19 protein-coding genes and 1 riboswitch are annotated in these 19,294 nt (G+C 43.5%); all 19 genes read right to left on the reverse strand.

What is annotated here, in order from left to right; translation table 11 throughout:
- Position 1: 1 nt before the first annotated feature.
- The 19 genes from RTR76_RS14505 to RTR76_RS14595 all read right to left on the reverse strand — a co-directional run bounded on the left by RTR76_RS14505 (position 2) and on the right by RTR76_RS14595 (position 19,292).
- The gene (locus tag RTR76_RS14505; protein WP_312521885.1) at positions 2–742 is read right to left on the reverse strand and encodes an ABC transporter permease; all 741 of its coding nucleotides are present in this window, start codon (positions 740–742) and stop codon (positions 2–4) included.
- Complete coding sequence (locus RTR76_RS14510) at positions 742–1,581, reverse strand: ABC transporter ATP-binding protein (RefSeq protein WP_312521887.1); 840 nt, start codon at positions 1,579–1,581, stop codon at positions 742–744. Before RTR76_RS14510 ends, RTR76_RS14505 begins: the two co-directional genes overlap by 1 nt.
- A gap of 14 nt (positions 1,582–1,595) precedes the next feature.
- Positions 1,596–2,399, reverse strand: coding sequence for an ABC transporter ATP-binding protein (locus RTR76_RS14515; protein ID WP_312521889.1), 804 nt, complete (start codon positions 2,397–2,399; stop codon positions 1,596–1,598).
- Positions 2,400–3,359 carry a FecCD family ABC transporter permease gene (locus RTR76_RS14520; RefSeq protein WP_396145217.1) on the reverse strand — a complete coding sequence of 320 codons (960 nt, stop codon included), beginning with the start codon at positions 3,357–3,359 and terminating at the stop codon, positions 2,400–2,402.
- A gap of 58 nt (positions 3,360–3,417) precedes the next feature.
- On the reverse strand, positions 3,418–4,395 hold the full coding sequence (locus tag RTR76_RS14525) for an ABC transporter substrate-binding protein (protein ID WP_312521892.1): 978 nt from the start codon (positions 4,393–4,395) through the stop codon (positions 3,418–3,420).
- A gap of 21 nt (positions 4,396–4,416) precedes the next feature.
- Entirely contained in the window at positions 4,417–5,121 is a 705-nt protein-coding gene (cobI, locus tag RTR76_RS14530) for a precorrin-2 C(20)-methyltransferase (RefSeq protein ID WP_312521894.1), read from the reverse strand.
- Positions 5,122–5,260: 139 nt separating this feature from the next.
- Complete coding sequence (locus tag RTR76_RS14535) at positions 5,261–6,178, reverse strand: sirohydrochlorin cobaltochelatase (RefSeq protein ID WP_312521896.1); 918 nt, start codon at positions 6,176–6,178, stop codon at positions 5,261–5,263.
- A gap of 174 nt (positions 6,179–6,352) precedes the next feature.
- A riboswitch (cobalamin riboswitch) is annotated at positions 6,353–6,535 on the reverse strand.
- Positions 6,536–6,638: 103 nt separating this feature from the next.
- A complete protein-coding gene (locus tag RTR76_RS14540) occupies positions 6,639–7,442 on the reverse strand; it encodes a polysaccharide deacetylase family protein (RefSeq protein ID WP_312521897.1) in 804 nt (267 codons plus the stop codon).
- A 195-nt stretch (positions 7,443–7,637) separates the two neighbouring features.
- Complete coding sequence (locus RTR76_RS14545; RefSeq protein ID WP_312521900.1) at positions 7,638–9,359, reverse strand: B12-binding domain-containing radical SAM protein; 1,722 nt, start codon at positions 9,357–9,359, stop codon at positions 7,638–7,640.
- A gap of 32 nt (positions 9,360–9,391) precedes the next feature.
- Entirely contained in the window at positions 9,392–10,540 is a 1,149-nt protein-coding gene (locus RTR76_RS14550; protein WP_286767237.1) for a Crp/Fnr family transcriptional regulator, read from the reverse strand.
- A gap of 260 nt (positions 10,541–10,800) precedes the next feature.
- Positions 10,801–12,477, reverse strand: coding sequence for an ATP-binding protein (locus tag RTR76_RS14555; protein ID WP_312521902.1), 1,677 nt, complete (start codon positions 12,475–12,477; stop codon positions 10,801–10,803).
- A 169-nt stretch (positions 12,478–12,646) separates the two neighbouring features.
- The gene (locus RTR76_RS14560) at positions 12,647–12,925 is read right to left on the reverse strand and encodes an NAD(P)H-dependent oxidoreductase subunit E (RefSeq protein ID WP_312521904.1); all 279 of its coding nucleotides are present in this window, start codon (positions 12,923–12,925) and stop codon (positions 12,647–12,649) included.
- A 15-nt stretch (positions 12,926–12,940) separates the two neighbouring features.
- On the reverse strand, positions 12,941–13,207 hold the full coding sequence (locus tag RTR76_RS14565) for an NAD(P)H-dependent oxidoreductase subunit E (protein WP_312521906.1): 267 nt from the start codon (positions 13,205–13,207) through the stop codon (positions 12,941–12,943).
- Positions 13,179–14,900, reverse strand: a complete 1,722-nt coding sequence (locus RTR76_RS14570; RefSeq protein WP_312521908.1) for a [FeFe] hydrogenase, group A — start codon at positions 14,898–14,900, stop codon at positions 13,179–13,181. The genes RTR76_RS14565 and RTR76_RS14570 overlap by 29 nt, the downstream gene beginning before the upstream one ends.
- A gap of 4 nt (positions 14,901–14,904) precedes the next feature.
- Positions 14,905–16,779, reverse strand: coding sequence for an NADH-quinone oxidoreductase subunit NuoF (nuoF, locus tag RTR76_RS14575; RefSeq protein ID WP_312521910.1), 1,875 nt, complete (start codon positions 16,777–16,779; stop codon positions 14,905–14,907).
- Between the two features lies 1 nt (position 16,780).
- The gene (locus RTR76_RS14580) at positions 16,781–17,257 is read right to left on the reverse strand and encodes an NAD(P)H-dependent oxidoreductase subunit E (protein ID WP_312521912.1); all 477 of its coding nucleotides are present in this window, start codon (positions 17,255–17,257) and stop codon (positions 16,781–16,783) included.
- A gap of 205 nt (positions 17,258–17,462) precedes the next feature.
- Complete coding sequence (locus RTR76_RS14585; protein WP_312521914.1) at positions 17,463–17,771, reverse strand: hypothetical protein; 309 nt, start codon at positions 17,769–17,771, stop codon at positions 17,463–17,465.
- A gap of 14 nt (positions 17,772–17,785) precedes the next feature.
- A complete protein-coding gene (locus RTR76_RS14590; RefSeq protein ID WP_312521916.1) occupies positions 17,786–18,157 on the reverse strand; it encodes a hypothetical protein in 372 nt (123 codons plus the stop codon).
- Between the two features lie 118 nt (positions 18,158–18,275).
- Positions 18,276–19,292, reverse strand: a complete 1,017-nt coding sequence (locus RTR76_RS14595; RefSeq protein WP_312521917.1) for a TRAP transporter substrate-binding protein — start codon at positions 19,290–19,292, stop codon at positions 18,276–18,278.
- Positions 19,293–19,294 lie beyond the last annotated feature (2 nt).

Genomic DNA, 19,294 nt, shown 5'->3' on the forward strand with positions numbered 1-19,294 from the left:
TTTAGTCACGAACTTGCCGGGTTTTCTTTATACCAAGCCACAACAGAAAAACTACATACACGATCAATACGCTTAATGCCACTCCCGGCATGCTTCCTGTAGAACTGCTCATGCGTAAAGCATGACTGGCATGAGTAAGCGGCAGCAATTCAATCATCCAGTGCAAAAAAGCAGGCAATTGGGATGGACTAAAGAAGGTAGCACATAAAAAAGACATAGGCATTAACACATATGTATTAAAGTTGCTCATTTCCTCATGAGAATTCATCATCATGGCAGCCACCAGACCCAATGCAGCAAAAACTGTACAATTTAAAAATAATGCCAGAACAAACCAACCGTTTACCAGGAAATGAGCTCCAAAGGCATAAGACAGAGCAATAATCACCACGGAAGATATCATGCCCCGCGCTACGCCGGCCAGCACTTTTCCTAGGACATAGGCCGCTGGACTAATGGGGGCGAGCAAATACTCCTCCAGCGTCTTGTGATACAGTCTGCTCATATTGACAGGTGTGCCAACAGCATTAAAGCTGATATTCATTGAATTTAGAGCAATAATGCCTGGAACGATGAAATCAAGGTAACTTCCCTGATTAACGGTAATACTGCGGCCCAGGCCCCAGCCAAAAGCAACTAGATACAAAATGGGCGAAACCATTCTAGCTAAGATATAGCGGCCCAGGCGTCTTTGGAGCACTACCCAATCCCGCCAAAAAACTGTCCAGATGTGACTAAGCATCACTCCACCACCTTCCGGCCAGTGAACTCAACAAAGACATCCTCTAAATTAGAGCGCCGAATCGCTGCTGCTGTTGTCAATACCCCAACAAAATCAGCAGCTTTTGTTCTGTCGGTAAAAAACCGGCTGTTTAAGCGGTCACCATCGTGCCACTCCACCACATATTCACCCAGGTTTTGGCAAAGCTTTGCCGGAGAATCAAGGGCAATTAGTTTTCCTTTATACATGATGGCGACCCGCTGGCATAGATTCTCTGCTTCTTCAATGTAATGAGTCGTTAATAGAACGGTCAGGCCTTCACCGGCTAGCCGTCTGACCAGTTCCCATAATCGGCGCCTCACTTGCGGATCAAGTCCCACCGTCGGCTCATCCAGAAAAAGGACCTTAGGCCGGTGCAGTAAGGCCCGCGCAATCATTAACCTGCGCTTCATCCCACCGGAAAATGTCTGTACCATATCCTGACACCGGTCTTTCAGCTCTACGAACTCAAGCAATTCTTCAATTCGCTTATGCCGCTCATCTGTCGGAATGCCATGCAGCCGTCCATGAAGCTCCAGGTTCTCCCATGCCGTCAATTCAATATCCAGATTAATATGCTGCGGAACAACACCGATAATGGTCTTGATCTGCTGTTCATCACCCGGAAACTGCAAACCACCGATTGTAATGCGCCCTTCTGTCGGTTGGGCCAGCATGGTGAGAACCCGGATAGTTGTTGTCTTACCGGCACCATTGGGACCTAATAATCCGAACAATTCTCCTTGGGGTATAGATAAATCCAGTTTATCAACAGCCGTTCTGTCCCCAAATTTTTTAACCAATCCCGCTATTTCAATCATGGCTTTTCCTCACTTTATTGACTGCAGACATTCATTGGCGCTGTCAGGCTCTGAGCCAAACACACGGGACGCCCCTGATTATCCAGCCAAATATCCGCTTCCACGCCAAATACCTCCCTGAGCATCGTGGGAGTTATCGTATCAACAGGCGTGCCACTAGCATACAAACTTCCCTGGCAAAAGACAGCTACCATATCGGAGTAACGGGCTGCATGATTCATATCATGCAGCACCATCACAATACTAATACCCTGCTCTTTATTTAACTGCGTAATTAACTCCATTATTTCCAGCTGATGGCATAAATCAAGATAAGTCGTGGGCTCATCCAGCAGTAATATCCTGGGTTTCTGGGCTAAGGCCATAGCAATCCAGGCTCGCTGCTGCTCGCCACCGGACAATGTGTTTACCCGTCTTCCAGCCAAATCTACCAGCCGTGTTTGCTCTATCGCCCATTCGACAACCAGCCGGTCCTCTTTTTCATTTCCTTTCCACCATTGCTGGTAAGGAAACCGTCCATACTCCACCAAATCTTGAACAGTCAAATCACCTGGCGCCCGTGATGCCTGATGCAAAGTCGCCAGATGACAGGCCATTTCTTTCGTGCCAAAGCTTTGAATATCTCTGCCATCTAATGCAATTGAGCCGCTTTTGAGCTTTATGTTTCGTGACAAAGCTTTAAGAAAAGTACTTTTCCCCGATCCATTCGGGCCTAATATCGATACGATCTGGCCTTGGGTGATGGACAGGCTGAGATCCTTAAGGATCGGCTTATCGCCAAAGCTAACCGAAACATTTTTTGCTTCCAGTATCGCCATTTAGGATTCCCTCCTTAATAGAAATAGAAAAAAGGGAGCTCCTATAAAAGCCATTAAAATACCAACCGGTATTTCCAGTGGCGAAAACAACGTTCTTGCCAGCGTATCGCTAAGCGTTACTACGCCGATTCCCAGCAAGGCCGATGCAGGCAGTAAAAAGCGGTAATCCGCTCCGACAAGTAAGCGAGCCGCATGAGGCACAACGAGACCGACAAAGCCCAATAACCCGACTACACTGACGGCACTGGCCGCAAGCAAGGCTGCCACCGCTGTCATCAGCAGTCTGGTAAATTCAACTTTTAGGCCTAGTCCGCGGGCGACTTCATCCCCCAGGCTTAAAACGTTAAGTCGCTTTGCACCCCAAAAGGCAAACAAACTAGCACTGATGGAATAAGGCAAAATGATGTATACATGGGGCCAACTCCGAGCGGTCAAGCCGCCTACCATCCACATTAAAGCCCCGTGAATGCGGTCACTGTACAGCACCATCAAAGCAGAAATTCCGGAGCCTAAGAACGCCGATACGGCAACCCCCGCCAGCACGATGCGGATAGGGCGGATGCCCCCCTTCCATGCCAGCAGATAAATAAGTGCCGCCGCCGCCATTGCTCCCACAAAAGCGACCGGCGTAAGCAGGAACTCCATAGCAGGAAACAGCACAAGCACAATAATTCCTGCCAGGCCCGCTCCCGATGAAATGCCGATAATATGCGGATCAGCAAGCGGGTTTTTCATAACCGCTTGCAAAATAGCACCCGATAAAGCAAGATTCAAGCCCACCAAAGCGCCTACCAGGATACGCGGCAGGCGAATATTCCAGATAATTTGTTCCTGTACACCAGCCCCGCCTGTCACAATCGCTTGAACAATGGTCGAAGCAGGAACATTTACAGCACCTTTCATGAGGCCAATGACCATTCCGCTAAGTGCAATAAGGGCAAAGACAAACAGAACCAGCATACGCCAAATTATTCTCTCCCGGCTGTCAGCCGATCGATTCACTAGCTTTTTTACGTTACTAATCATGGGCATAGATCTCTGGATATACCAATTTAGCCATATACGCTGCCGCCTCCGGAGTTCTCAGTCCAGGATTTAATAAAAAAAGCTCAGACGGTAGAAATACCAATTTCTTATCACGCACTGCCCGGAGAGTTGCCCAGGCAGGATTGCTTTCTACATCATCGCGCATTGTCTTTTCAATTTTGGCAGCATCACCCATCGTAACGACAAAGATCATATCCGGATCATTTTCTACCAGCTTTTCCAGACTGTATGGCGCATTATCGGCACCATCGTCTATCGGTCTGCTGCCGGCGGCAATATTCTTCAAGCGCAGGAACTTAGCAGTATTGCCGGCGATACTATTTTCCAGCTCTAAGGTAACACTTTTCGCTGTCGCGTGGAGAATTGCAATCTTCGTAGTCTTATCAGGCAGTTTTTTGCTGACATCCTGCAGTTTGCTCTGCATACTTTGTGTTAACGTCTGCGCTTTGTCTTTTGTGCCTGCAATCTCGCCCATTAAAGCAATCTTCTCAAATACATCATCATACGTTTTATATTTTAGAATAACAACGGGAATGTTGCTACTCTCCAAGATAGGAATCAGCTTTTCATGGAGCCCCTGCATCGCAATAACAAGATCAGGCTGCAGGGAAACTACCTTCTCAACATTAACATTGTACACAAATCCTACTTCAGGAACAGCTTGCAGCTTCTCTGCCTCAATACCAACCTTAGCAGTTGAGGTAGGGCGGCCAACTGCCTTCCCGTCTACGGCATATAGCAGTTCGAGAAAGGAAGGTGACAATACTACCACTCTCTCCGGCTTTTTAGCCAAAGAGACCGTGCGTCCCATATCATCTTTTATAGTCAGATAAGCCGGTTGCCCACTTTTCCCCGGCGAGCTCTGATTTGGCTGTCCGCCGCAGCCTGCGACCAAAAAGGTAAGCAGTATCAAGGTTGCTATCATCCTGAAACCCATACTTAATTTCAAGGCTGTAGCACCTCCCTTTGTCTAAACTTTGTTCCTGCGCGTTAAAATCGTAGATAAATAATTAATCTTTTGGTCACCAATATCCTGCAAATTATGTATAACTTGCTCATCTTCAAGTCCGCAGCGGCTAATCATTACCGCATTTTCAGCTAATCCATGATGCTGAAGTTTTTCTATCACTTCGCCGGAGTTTTTATAGACCTTCATGATGACGGCATTATCAGCCATCTCTAGGGCCTTTTCCAATTTGGCTTCATCAATCGTCGCCGGAATAATACTCAAAATATCGTTTCCTTCAACAATTGGATAGCCCAATTTGCTCGCAATTGCACAAAAAGCAGTAACTCCCGGAATCGTTTCAATCGGGTAACCGCAGTTTTCCAGTAATCGGAAAACATAAATATAAGTGCTGTAAAACATGGGATCACCTAGCGTGAGGAATACAACCTTTTTACCGGCAGCGAGCAGCTCGCTAATCGTATTTTTGTTATTTTCCCAGGCTGTGGCAAGCGTCTCATCATGAGAAACCATCGGAAAAACTAATTTTACAATCTCTACGTTCTCTTTTAAAAAGGGCTTCGCAATTTCCAGAGCAACGCTATCTTCCTTTTTCTCTGTTTTAGGCGCAATAATAATATCTGCCTCGCGAATTACATTAATTGCTTTGACTGTTAAAAGTTCGGGATCGCCGGGTCCAACACCTACACCATAAAATATTCCAGACATAATTACCTCCGTTAGCCAAATGTGTTTTATTTTTCTATTTTCAGCGATTCTCCCAAAAGCACATAAACAGTCTCAAGCCCCCTTCGGAGCCTGAGACTGTTGGGAAAGTGCAATATTGGTTTTACTAGAACAGGACGGATTATAATCCGTAAATCGCATCCCGTACATGCTGTACATAAATATCTTGGAACAAAGGATTTTCCCCTAAGCCATGAATGTATGTCTTTACCTTGAAGCCATCTTTAATGAAGGTACTTTTCCAGGAGTCATCTTCATCACCGGCCATATCATTATTCGCATGATCACCGGCAACCAGCATCAAGGGCATTAATGTAATTTCTTTATAGTTGCTTTCTTCCAATGCCTTTTGAACATCTTCCAGGTTTGGATGATCTGTTTCTTCAACAACACCAACCAAAACATTCAAACCTGCAGCTTTAAAGCGGTCTTGCAGAGCTGCATATGCAGGATTATGTTGATGAGGCGATCCATGTCCCATAAAGACAACTACGCGATCAGGCATCTGCAGCACAGGCAATTGATGTCTCAATGCGTCAGTAGCAATAGCAAAGTCATCAGGCTTGCCATTTTCACCGTTGAAGAACAGCACAGGACGTCCTACAACGAGTCTATCAAAAGCTTTGCTGTATTTGGATACAACAGCAATAACTTTTTTGTCATATTCTTCACCAGGAGTTAAATGAGTAGTTTGAATTACTACTTCTTTGAAACCTTCTTTTTGCAGCTTGTCCAAAGCTTGTTCAAGGCTGTCTATTTGGATCTTTTCATTTTCGCCGATCCGTTTTACTACAATTTTGGAAGTAAATGCACGGCGCACTTCGTAGTCAGGAAAGTTCTTCTGGATTTTGTTTTCCACACTCTCAATATTTGCTTTGCGGGAGTCAGGGAAAGTCGTACCAAAACTAACAACTACAATTGCTTTTTTAGTGTCTCCTGCTGCACTTGCAGCTTCTACACGGGAAGCGCCGAATAATCCGGTTACTGCTAGACTTCCGACCATCATTACACCTAAACAGGCTTTCATCCAATTACGCATCTGACCGCACTCCTTTACCACGTATGTTTGTCCAGATTTCACCCATGAACATCCAAATAAACCTGCGTCGAATGCACCCCAATCAACAAGAAAACCTCCCAATTACTGGGAGGTTAGATATGCATAGCAAAAGCTGTTTGCACATTAATCCCCTTCCCATCGCTCGTGGGTGTAAACGGTGATTGTCAAATAGGCAGTTCTCCTGACTCTGGCTCATTGCTTACCCAAACCTTCCCAAGACAAATGTCCCAGTGGTATAACTTGGGTTTGCTCCCCATTACAGTGGCGGGACCGCGCCGGCATCACACCGGTCTTCCCTATTAAGCCCCAAAGGGCACCTACTTCAACGATGTTCAATTAGTTTTCATTATACTCACCGATTTCAGTAATGTCAATAAACTTATTGCAAACTATACCATTGCTTTACAAATTCCGGCATTTTATGGCATACAACAATTTCCTATTTATTTCTTATAGAGTTCTTAAGCTCTTTAGCAAGTTCAATCATTTTAGTGAAGTTTAAGCGTAAATAAAAATCCACAAAGGTTCCACGGGATTTTAAAATAGGAACCCGCTCTAATTCTAGAGGATCACTATTATGATTTACTCTACCAAAATCGACAGTAAATGCTGCCTTGTATCCAGCTGCCGTAACAGCGTCTTTTACTTGTTGATTGTAAGAGCCTCCGGGATACGCCAGATAATGCACCGGATCACCCAGCCGCCACTCAATGCCTTCCTTGGATTTTACAAGCTGATGCTTCGCTTCTTCCGGCGAAACTTCAGCAAGCGGCACATGACTAAGCGTATGTGAGCCAAACTGAAAACCAGACTGCCGCATTTCCTTCACCTGATCCCAGTTCATATACCACGAGTCGTGTCCAACAACATCCGTAATTAAAAATATAATTGCAGTAAAACCGTATTTTTTCATGATGGGGTAAGCATTTGTATAATTATCGGCATAACCATCATCAAAGGTGATCAACACAGGCTTTGGCGGCAGGCTCCCCTTCTGGTAAAGGTAGGCAAACAATTGGTCTGCCGTTATTGCCGTATATCCTTTATCAGCTAAATATGCCATCTGCCTGTCAAAATTTTTAACGCTCAGCGCTAACGGATTATTAGCGTTATCTTCAACCTGATGATAATTCAATACTGGAATACCCGCTGATACATCATCGGGGGCATTGTAAAAATAACTGCCTGCTATAAGAAAACCTGCGATACACAGCAATAGAAAATAAAGTATCTTCTTTTTCAAGTCGTCACCTCATGTGATAATTATCCCGGTCACTGCCTGTAGAATAAGATCGGGCAACCAAAATAGGAATGTTTCTTTGATAAATAATACGCCATTTAACAATAAACAGCAATAGAACTTCAGCGTTATTTCGTCGGACAACCTATTTAATAAGGGGATCAGCTACTGCATAGCTGATCCCCTGGAGCTAATTCGTTATTTAATTTTTGTTTGCTGAGCCATCTGCCTGCTCTTCTGATTGATTTTTTCGATAATTTGCTCCATGTAAGTTGTACTTCCTGACATAATATCCTGCAGTGATTTACTTTTAAACTGCAACAGATCTAATCTGGTGTTGTAGCCGATTGCCTCAGTCATCATAAGATATTCATCTGAGATGTCGGTAGGAATACCGAGCTTCACAATTTCTTGTTTTAACCGACCTGTTTCTTTTAAAAGCTCAGCCCCACTCATTTCTTGCAAAGAGTAACCTAACTCCTCCCATAGTTCGACAGGCTTATAGATTGAGTACTCATATTTCATAAAATTAACAACAAAGTTTTCTTCAGCCTTAAATCCATACTTAGCTGCGTTTTCCATCCACTCGGTCTCAGGAAACATACCGGGAGGGTTAACAATGACCGTATCAGGATTAGATTCTTGAATAATGCGCATATCTTCCCGGAATACTTCTTCCAGTGTAACCCCTTCTACCACCGGGCAGGGATAAATCAAAGATAAGCCTACACGGCAGTTATTCTTAGCCGCAGAGGATGCCAGCTTAATGCAATTAATGGTATCCACAATATCCTTACTCCGGACGCCCTTATTCATCACCTTTTCGTTAATAAGGTCATGCCCTGTTTCTCCCCCCATAAATACCGCTCTCAACCCTGCTTTAATCATTATGTAATATGCGTCGTATAATGCGGGTGTCACTTTTGCAGCTCTGGAAAACATAGAAAAATTAATATTCAAGTTTCGTTTCAGTATTTCCTCAGCAATTTTTTTACCATGTTCAACGGGAGTTTCGGAGCTGCTAAAACGAAAGAAGGAAATACCTTGCCGGGCCATTTCTTCAATTTCGTCGACAATTTCTTCGATAGGGCGCGATTGATACGTACTATTTTGTCTGGTATGAGAGCAAAAGTTGCATTTGTTCCAAGAGCAGCCAAAGCCGTCAACTAGTGTATGGAAAAAGATTTTACCCTGCAAATCTTCGTTTCGGTATTTGGGGGTCGCAAATACATTCTTAGTTAGGCAACACACTGTGCTATAGGTCCCCGTTTTTATTAACTTAGATACACTAATTTCTGTGTGAAAAGCTTTTAAAAATTCACCTTTATCCTTACTTTTTTGACGCAGCATCAACATTTTTTCCAATGCTTCTTCTCCTGGGCCCATGATTGCAATATCAAAGAACTCATCCAATAAAATATGTTCTCCATAAACTTTCACCTGCGGGCCACCAGCGATAATAATTGTATCGGGGCACGCTTCTTTGACCTTGGTGGCTAGCAGTTTACTCCATACAAATGCATCACCATACCATACCTTGATTCCTAGAAAATTAGCCTTACTCTTTTTGATCTCCTGGATAATATCATTAATTCGTTTGTTCATAAATTCCCGGCGGTAGTAGAGTGATAGCGACTGTAATGGCCATGTAAGCAGCATAACCATTACCCATAAAGATTTTATCTTCTTATTGTAGATTTTCATTTGCAAACCAACCATAAACTGCAGTAATTTCAAGCACCACTGTGGTACTCCTTTCGTCATAGCAGTAACACGTTGATCGTCAACTACCTCAACCGTATGACCTCTATCCGCTAAATAAGTTCTGAGAACTGCTAGGCCATTCTCCAATGCAGCATCTGAAGCAATTCTCTGACGCGGGGCATAGCTATTCACAAGTAATAACTCGGTTTTCTTCATGTAAAATCTCCTCCTAATAGCATTTTCTTTTTCTACATTTTCAAATTCTGCAGTATTGTGTTAGCAATATCCGGATAAGCCACGCTGAATTTCCGGAAATATTGCCGTGATATTACCATTATTTCAGCTGGTGTAGCCGCTTCGAAATCCATCTGCTGAATAGCTGGGCCTGATAACCCAATAGCTCCAAAGCTCTGTCCAGGCAAAATCAAAATTTTATCCTGAAGCAGATGTTTGGAGGCCACTATCCTACCAGACAGTAAAATGTTTAGTTCTTCACTAATTAAGCCTCGAGTAATGATCCGGTCTTTATCGTGGCATTGAACAATAACTCCACAACGAAACAAAAATATACTTGCTTCAGTTTCGGATAACCCCCGCAGCACTGGAATAACGCTTTCCGGCGAACCGCTGGCACGAAAGTAATTAGTTACAATGTCCCAAAGCTCTCCTTCTGTTACTAGTTGGCTGTTTATCATACTTGCTGCTTCGGGAAACTCATTAAAAAACCAATCAGTTGCAGCGCTGTTTAAACCTTCACGTTTACGAGCTTTTCTAAAAAAGGGAGATCGCACCGCTTTTAAGTGGCTAATATCATCTACCAGTAGAATAAAGGGGTGAAGCAAACCATAACCGGGATCTTCAAAGCTCCTTCCAAACCGTCGGCAGCCGATTTGCTCGTAAAGACGCAGCAAATAAAAATTGCAACCACCAAAATTAAAACGTACATGGTGATTGCAATAAAGCTCATACCCTTTCGCGGAGAGTAAATGTAACGCCGCTGAATTTCGATACTGTTTAGAAACCATTAACTTTGAACTGAAGGCCACTAGTGGATTACCACTCGTATTACAAAATTGCCGGAATCTATTCATTAGAAGGACATTAGCCAAATCCGAAGGAAATTCATCAATTGATCCAATATTTACTCTCATCGTTCCGATATATTCGGGTCCAACTTTTGCATAAAGGAGAATCGCCCACTTATCAATTTCATCTACTAGCTGTTTACTGCGATGATCTGCTAAATTGGGTTGCCGCTTCATTTCCTCAACATATATCTCGTATCGCAGGCGAAAAATTTTTTCTTTCTCAGCATCAGTTGCAGCAATTCCAATTTGTATGCTGGATTCTTGATCGGACGATAAACCTATTATCTTTTCGGGTAAATTTGTTATCATACAATACCTCTCCTTTAAAAATTTAATAAAAAACAGTCTAAAAAAAAATTATATTATGTTCATAATAACTCCCTCCCCTCTATTAGAATGGATACGGGAAATTTTGCTCAAATCCTACACCTTTTTGTAGAAAAATGTATCAATGTGACAGATAAAAGAAAAAGATATTTGTACCTCTTTCGACTAACTTTATTAATCGAAAAATAAAAAGCTCTCATTCCTTATCCTTTAAGGAATGAGAGCTTTTAAAGCAGCTTCTTCTAAGCTATACGAAGCTTTGAAATATTAAAGCGAACAAAAAATGTAGTTCCCGTTTCTGTTGTTTCAACCTCAATTATAGCACTGTGCCTTGCGGCAATGCGATAACATACAGGTAATCCTAAACCTGTTCCAGTTTCTTTAGTCGTCAAAAATGGGGTTCCTAAATTCTCTAATATATGAAGAGGTATTCCACTTCCCTGATCCGCCACTGATAAAACTACCTGTTCGTTATCTACATAGGTACTAATATGAAGATTGCCGCCTGACGGCATTGCTTCCAAACCATTACGAACAAGATTTAATAATAATTGGCGAATTTCATTTTCATCTAAAAATATTTGAGGAATGTTAGCAAGCGATAGTGTTACACTCGCCTTTGTTGCAATTGCATCCGCTTCCAATAAAGGCAATAAGGATGTGATACTGTTGTTTAAATCATGATGCTTCAATTCTAACATTTTATTTTTAGCTAAAGAAAGATATTCACGAATGATGGCATTCGTTCTGTCAAGTTCGCCAATCATTAGCTCAAAACGATCCTTATAACCTAAAAACTCTTGTTTATTTCCCATGATTTGCAAATAGCCACGCACAGTTGTCAACGGATTACGAATTTCATGTGCAACATTTGCTGCCATTTCACCTATCATATTCATACGATCTAAACGAGACATACTCTGCTCTAGATTTTTCCGGGCTGTGACATCCCGAATAATTCCTTCCAATGATACAAGCTTACCAGCTTGATCATAGACAGGCACAATGTTTTGTTCTATCCAACTTATCGTTTGATCTTTACGAATAATGCGTAACGTAAGCGGTAAAGTACCCAATTCAGGAAGATTTTCAATAAAATTATCAAATAGCAGCTTATCTTCAGGATGAATCAAATCGGTTAAGAGATTGGCGTCTTTATAGTAATCTTCTGGAACATATCCCGTAACAACAGCAACAGCTGGACTTATATATTCAACTTTAGCTTTCGGTTCAACTTTGTATAAGTATATTATATCAACTGCATTTTCTGCTAGTAATCGATATTGAGATTCTTTTTGAGCAAGATTTAACCTGGCTTTCTCTAAATATAATAACAGGCTAGCTATAGCCACACAAAGCCTCAAGAGCCCTTCAATGATGTATCCATATGGGGCAAACCAAGCGACATCAATTAAAAAGGGCATATCCAAAGTATGAATACCCCAAGCAATATAGGAATATCCTAATATCCTCTTACTAATGGTCTCTGCATTTAAATAGCTCATAAAAGCGATGCCTGCCCAAATACAAACCAGACCGCAGTACCAAGCAACAGGAAGAAGTTTATAGAAAAAGGGGAAATCTGCAATTACGGAAACAACACTTATTATAAAAACCCCTACACCACTAACAATCCACATTTTATTTAGCGGTTTATTAATGAAAAGGTGTGCAGCCCAAATAAATAACGATGCACTTGCCAACAAAAGAATAGTAAAAAAGATAAATCCCCAGGCAGATTGCATCCAATTAATAATTCCTGAATCAAAAATAACAAGCCTAATTAAAAGAATGAACCAACTAATTGTCCAAACACTCATAAACCGATCCCGATATATCATATAAAGATATAAATACACTATCGTCATCGAAAATGTGCCGGCAATCGCAGCAATTGCAAAAGTAGTAAAAAAGTCCAATTACTATCCCTCCCAACAAATATTAGGAGAATCATATTACATAAATTTCCTTTAACTCTAGTAAAATCCTCTTTTTAGATAACATTATTTGATAATTATTGTAAATCCTTACATAAAAACCAATATTAAACATAGAATCCGTAGACATAAATGTCTACGGATTTTATGTTTAGGGTACAAAACGGGCTGCCGGATAAAGCTCCGTTTGTTCATTCCCAAGATAGTCTTCTATTATTTCTAACAGCCGGTCAGGTTTCATGTTCGATAGTACATTGCCTGCAATACGCACATTAGGGCCCTTGCGGCAGCTTTGCAGACAAGTCACTTCGCACAGCTCAATCTGCTGTCGGATATTATCCGGTAGTTCTTCTATTGCTGCAAATAAGTCCTGCGATCCCAGCAGCAGGCAAGCTGTTCCAGAACAAATTTCTACAAGTAACTTTTCCATCAAAAACCGCCTCCATCAGGGAACCTTATGGCACATGTTAACCTTAGGTAAAACCTTGGTGATAAAGAAATTTCTTACCGTTGCAGGAGACACTCCCTGGACACTGCCATTATCAATCTTTACAGATACGGCCTCCGTACAACAGCCCAAGCAAAAGATCGCATCAATTTCAACTTCTTCCGTTACGCCGTACTCTTCACTCATTTGTTGTAAGGAGTTGATGACATTATAGGAACCCTTCAGGTGACAGGCACTACCGATGCATACCTTGATTGTCATCATGTTTCTCACTCCCTTTTTGATAATCGACGTGCAAAAGCTTATGAATCTTTCCTTTAAGAAGCCCTCCGTAGAGCGCCATAATGACCGGATTCTCTTCGGAACGTTTAATGTTACTCATGCGATCTGCTTCATACAGACCGGCACTTCTGCGCTTTTTCCCTTCACTATCCGTAACTGGCTGACCGGCTCCGCAGATACAGCCGCCGGGGCAGGCCATTACCTCAATAAAGTCGTATTGTTTTTCCCCGCTCTGTATTTTTTTCACTAATTCATCCGCATTTTTAAGACCACTGACGATTGCAATGTTGACGTTGCGGCCATTGAACGGTATAACGGCTTCTTTTACGCCCTCTAAACCACGGACGCCTGTAAAGGCAATCGATTTGAGAGCAGCGACTGATTTATCATCAGAAATTCTCCGTATTACCGCTTCTGTAACTCCTCCGGTAACTCCGAAGATTACGCCTGCTCCGCTTGTGGAACCAAAAGGCATATCCACACCTTCCGGCTCTACTTCAGAGAAGACAATACCCGCCTCTTTGATCATCTGAACTAATTCCTGCGTAGTAATTACATAATCCACATAGGGAGTACCGTCGTTTTTAAACTCATCCCGGGCGGCTTCGATTTTTTTAGCTGTACAAGGCATAACAGCAACCACTACTACCCGCTTATTAGAGTGTCGATAATGCTCCTTGAGTACCGATGCAAACATCTGCATGGGGGAACGGCAAGTAGAGATGTTTGCTACCAGCTCCGGTTTATGAAGCTCCGCATACCGGACCCATGCCGGGCAGCAGGAAGTAAATAACGGCAGTTTTTCCCCTTTTTCCAGTCGTCCTAAGAACTCACCGGTTTCTTCCAGGACGGTAAGGTCGGCGCCGGTAGTGGTATCAAAAACCTCGTCAAAACCAATCCGCCGCAAAGCAGCCACCAGCCGCCCCATCATATTTTCACCTTCACGGAGGCCCAGTTCTTTACCAATCCCTACTCTGACTGCAGGCGCAATCTGTACGAGCACCTTTGTATCCTTATTGCTGATATCCTGCCACAGCCGTACTGTATCATTGCGGACAACAATTGCTCCGGTAGGACATACAGCCGCACATTGACCACAGCCGACACAATTCGTATTGGCGATTGGCTCATCAAAGGCTGTACTGACACACATATTAGAACCACGGAAGGCAAAGTCAATTGCGCCGATATTTTGTACTTCATCGCACATACGGACACAGTCGCCGCAAAGTATACACTTGCTTTTATCACGGACAATAGATAATGACGAAGTGTCCATCCCTGCTTCATCGAAAGTATTACTAAACCGCACCTGCTTAATACCAAAACGCTGGGCAAGCTCCTGGAGCTTGCACTTGCCATTTTTCTCACATGTTGTGCAATCGCGGCAGTGATTGGAGAGCAGCAGCTCAAGAATCATTTTTCTATATTTACGCAAGCGTGGTGTATTTGTGCGTATTTCCATTCCGGCCTTAGGGGGTGTTGAGCAGGCAGCATGAATATCTCCCCATTGGTCCTCTACCACACACATCCGGCAGGCCCCGTAAACAGACAGCTCCGAGTAATAGCAGAATGTAGGAAGCTCAATCCCTGCTTTCCGGATTACTGTTAAAAGGTTTTTCTCGTCTGCTATTTCTACAGGCATATTATCAATCATCATTAACTCGGTGCCCATTCTGTCAGTCCTCCTTTATCGCTTTAAAAGCGCATGATTCGATACAGGCGCCGCATTTTATACATGTACCGGAGTTGATCAGATAAGGCTCTTTGATTTTGCCTGAAATGGCATTTACCGGACATAGCCTTGCACACTTCGAACAGCCACGGCATAATTCTGGGTCAATATATATGCGTTTTAATTTTTGGCAAACCTTGGAGGGACACTTTTTATCCACTGCGTGCGCTTCATATTCATCACGGAAATATTTGATTGTACTCACTACAGGGAACGCCGCAGACTTGCCAAGACCGCACAAGGCAGTAGAGGTAATTGTGTCGGCAAGCTCCAGCAGCATATCAATGTCCTCTAGCTTACCTTGGCCGGAAACAATACCCTCCAGTATTTCACGCATCCGTTTGGTTCCTTCTCGGCAGGGAACGCATTTGCCGCAAGATTCGTTTTGCGTAAAATTCATGAAAAATCGTGCAACCTCAACCATACAGGTGTGTTCATCCATTACGACGAGTCCGCCTGACCCTATCATCGCTCCGGCTTTTTTCAAAGAATCGAAATCCAGCGGCAGCTCAAGATGCTCCTCAGTCAGGCATCCACCGGAAGGCCCCCCGATTTGAACAGCTTTAAACCCTGCGCCATCCCGCATACCACCGCCAATGTCGAATATGACTTCCTTCAGAGTAGTTCCCATCGGCACTTCAATAAGACCGGTATTTTCGATATTGCCGGTCAACGCGAAGGCTTTGGTTCCCGGACTTTTTTCCGGACCGATTGCTTTATACCATTGGGCTCCGTGTTGAATAATCAGCGGCACATTGGCAAAGGTCTCTACATTATTGAGTACGGTCGGTTTAGCAAAAAGTCCTTGTTCAACCGTCCGCGGCGGTTTTACCCGCGGCATACCGCGTTTCCCCTCGATGGAGGCCGTGAGCGCACTGCCCTCGCCGCAGACAAAGGCACCTGCCCCTTTACTGATTTTAATATCAAAGTCATATCCGGTCCCGAGAATTGCCTTGCCCAGCAAGCCATATTTCCGTGCTTCTTCTATCGCCATCTCCAGGCGGCTTATTGCCAAAGGATACTCGGCCCGGACATAAATATAGCCTTCCGAGGCTCCGCATGCCAGTCCGGCAATCATCATGCCTTCCAGCATGCGATGAGGATCGCCCTCCATGATGCTTCTGTCCATAAAAGCACCGGGATCGCCTTCATCTCCATTACAGACAATATATTTCACTGGCGATTTCTGCCGCCGCACCTGGGTCCATTTACGTCCGGTAGGATAACCGGCACCACCGCGCCCGCGCAAATTAGCCTGATCAATCTCTTTGATAATATCATCCTGGCTCAAATCAAAAAGTGCTTTTTCAAAAGCCTTATAGCCGCCAATTGCTAAGTACTCATTAATGGAGGTGGCATCAATATGTCCACAATGATCCAGTACAAGGCGGGTTTGTTTTTTATAAAAGGGAATCTCTTCTTGTGTTGAGTAAATTTGACCGTTCTTTTTATAGACGAGTCTTTCGATCGGCCTTTCATCAGCAATCGATTCAGCCACAATCTGTTCACAGTCCTCAGGCTTCACCTTGATATACAACCAGCCCTGCGGTTCTATCCGGATCAGCGGTCCCATTTCACAGAACCCGTGACAGCCGCTTTTCTTAATGCCTACCGATTCACCGTGCGGCTCTTTTTCAAGCCTTACCGCACAAGTGATTCCCTGCTCCCCGATCAATCGGATAAGCTCATCATATATCTCTAAGGCACCACCAGCCACACAGCCTGTTCCGGCACAGACGAGTATTTTTTTGGTTTGCGACTGCAATGCATTTCTATAGACTTCACCTGCATGATTTAACTCTTCCCGGTTAGCAAGCATATTACATTTCCTCCCTGAGCTTGGCAAGCAGCTCTCTTGCCTTATCTGGCGTCATTGCAGGGTACACCTTGTCATTTACGGTAAGCACCGGTGCAAGTCCGCATGCACCAAGACAGGATACCGTCTCCACTGTAAACAGCAAATCGTCCGTTGTCGCTTTGCTTTCTGACAGGTTAAGCTCATGTCTTAACTTTTCCAGAATAGGAATGGATTTTCGTACGTGGCAGGCGGTTCCATCGCATATTTTTATCACATACTTACCCTTTGGCTCGAGAGAGAAATTCTCATAAAAAGTTGCAACGCTATAGATTTTAGCAGTACTTAACCCTAGTTTTGCAGAAAGATAACCGAAAGCAGGTTTTGGCAGATACCTATATTTTGCTTGTGTATCCTGAAGTATTGCGATGATACTGCTTGGCTCGTACCTATATTTTTCAAGAATTTCATCGATTTCTGCAAAATTAATCATTTCCTCCATTGCATGACCTCCTTCGACCAAAGTTTGTGAATTATTTATCATACTTTCAGTTTACACGATAGCTTCACTGCTGGCAATCGTATTTGTTAAAAAATTCCCATTATTATTATTTTTCTAACTTTACATAATTTTAAGTTAAACAATAAAGAAAGTGATAGTTGCATAGATCATGCAACTATCACTTTCTTTAGCTTATATGATTCAACTAGCAATACTTACTTGCACTTTCATAGGCACTGAGTGCCTGCAGCGTTTCATAACTAACAGCTTGAGTCGAACTACTTCCTCCTGCTGCCGCCTCAGTTGAAGAGGTTTCACAGGAACCACAGCCGATGCACGTACTGTTGCTTTTCGGACAGGTGCTGGAAGCAGTTCCACCGCCCCCGGAAGCAGCGCTTGCCTCAAAAGAGTCGCCGCCCGAAGCCGTCGATGCTGCTGAAGTACTCTGATTTCCCGTGTAAGCGGTATTGGTGTAATAGCTTGCCCGGTTTGCACTAATTGCTGAAACTGCCATCCATTCTCACCATCCTATTTAAAATTACTTTGATTTATAGCTTTATTCCGTGCTTCATATATTTCAATTTCAAGGAAAAATCGTTCTACAATAATTTCATTAATCATTTGATGAACCTGCTGCGCCGTATAATCAGTACCCTTTTCAATCGACAGCAGCAGTGCCTGCGTTTCCTCCTGAGATAAGTCACGGGGAACAGGCAAATCAAATATCGGCTCAAAGGACTTGCTGGCATAATGCTCGATAAATTTGAGCATGCGCGTCACTACCGTCTCTATGAGGTCAGGGTTAGTCGACAGCTCAGCCAGCCAGCGGCGCATAATTTTCTCCAGCTCCGTTAAATTCTGATCAAGTTTTTTAGGAAATGGAATGATGGACGCTGACAAAGCATAACCTCCCCTGCCAATTGCATTTACTATTGACTTTGATTATAACCGTCTATTATTAAAATAAAATTTAGTAAACAAAAAGGAAGCAAGAGAGATCCTCTTGCTTCCTTTTTATTTACTTAGCTACTTTTTCGATTGCCTCTAGTTCTGCTTTATATTCGGTACCGTATTTCTGAATGACCGGTTTTACTGCTTCTTTCCAGGCTTTTACGTCCGGCACTTCTGTCACGTTAACACCATTTTGGATTAACTTGGCCAGAGCATCTTTCTCGTATTTATTCCAAGTATCTTTTTGATATTGCACAGAGTCTAGAGCCGCTTGCTTAATCAGTTTGCGATCGTCTTCGGATAATTTATCCCAGGTAATTTTGCTTGCCATCAATACTTCCGGTACCCTTTGGTGACCGTCAAGAATATAATGCTTAACTGCCTGGAAATGATTTGCGGTCAAATAGCTGGGGGGATTGTTTTCTGCTCCGTCAATAACGCCGGTCTGGAGCGCACTGAACACTTCGCCATAAGGCATTGGAGTGGCGCTGGCGCCAAGAGCATTCATCAGCTCGATATTAATTGCATTCTGGATAACCCGGATCTTCATACCCTTCAGATCTTCAGGAGCTTTAACAGGGTTCTTTGTATAAAAACTGCGGGACCCGGAGCTGTAATAGGCCAGTCCCATCATTTTTGATTTATCCAAATTAGTAAGCATTTGTTTGCCCATATCGCTCTCCAGGAAGCGCCATTCATGATCATCATTATCAAAAATAAAGGGCAGTGAGAATACGCCGAACTGTTTATTGAACTCTGCTAATGTGCCGGTGCTGATCCGGGTGAACTCAATTGAGCCCATTTGAATCTGCTGCAGAACGGACTTTTCATCTCCGAGCTGGGCCGAATCAAAAACCTTAATTTGAATGCGTCCTTGCGAACGTTCATTCACCAATTCGGCGAACTTCTTATCGCCAAGCGTAGTAGGGTAATCGGAGGGATGTGCTTCTGCCAGACGGAAAGTCACCTTCGGTTTCTGAGCCTCACTTGCCGTAGAAGTCTCTTTCTTGCCGCACCCGGCCACCATCAGACCGGCGCTCAGTGTTAGAACCAAGCCTGCTACCAACCACTTTTTCCCTTTCATAC

Source organism: Anaerospora sp., from assembly GCF_032013335.1.
Classification (GTDB): Bacteria; Bacillota; Negativicutes; order Sporomusales; family DSM-15969; genus Anaerospora.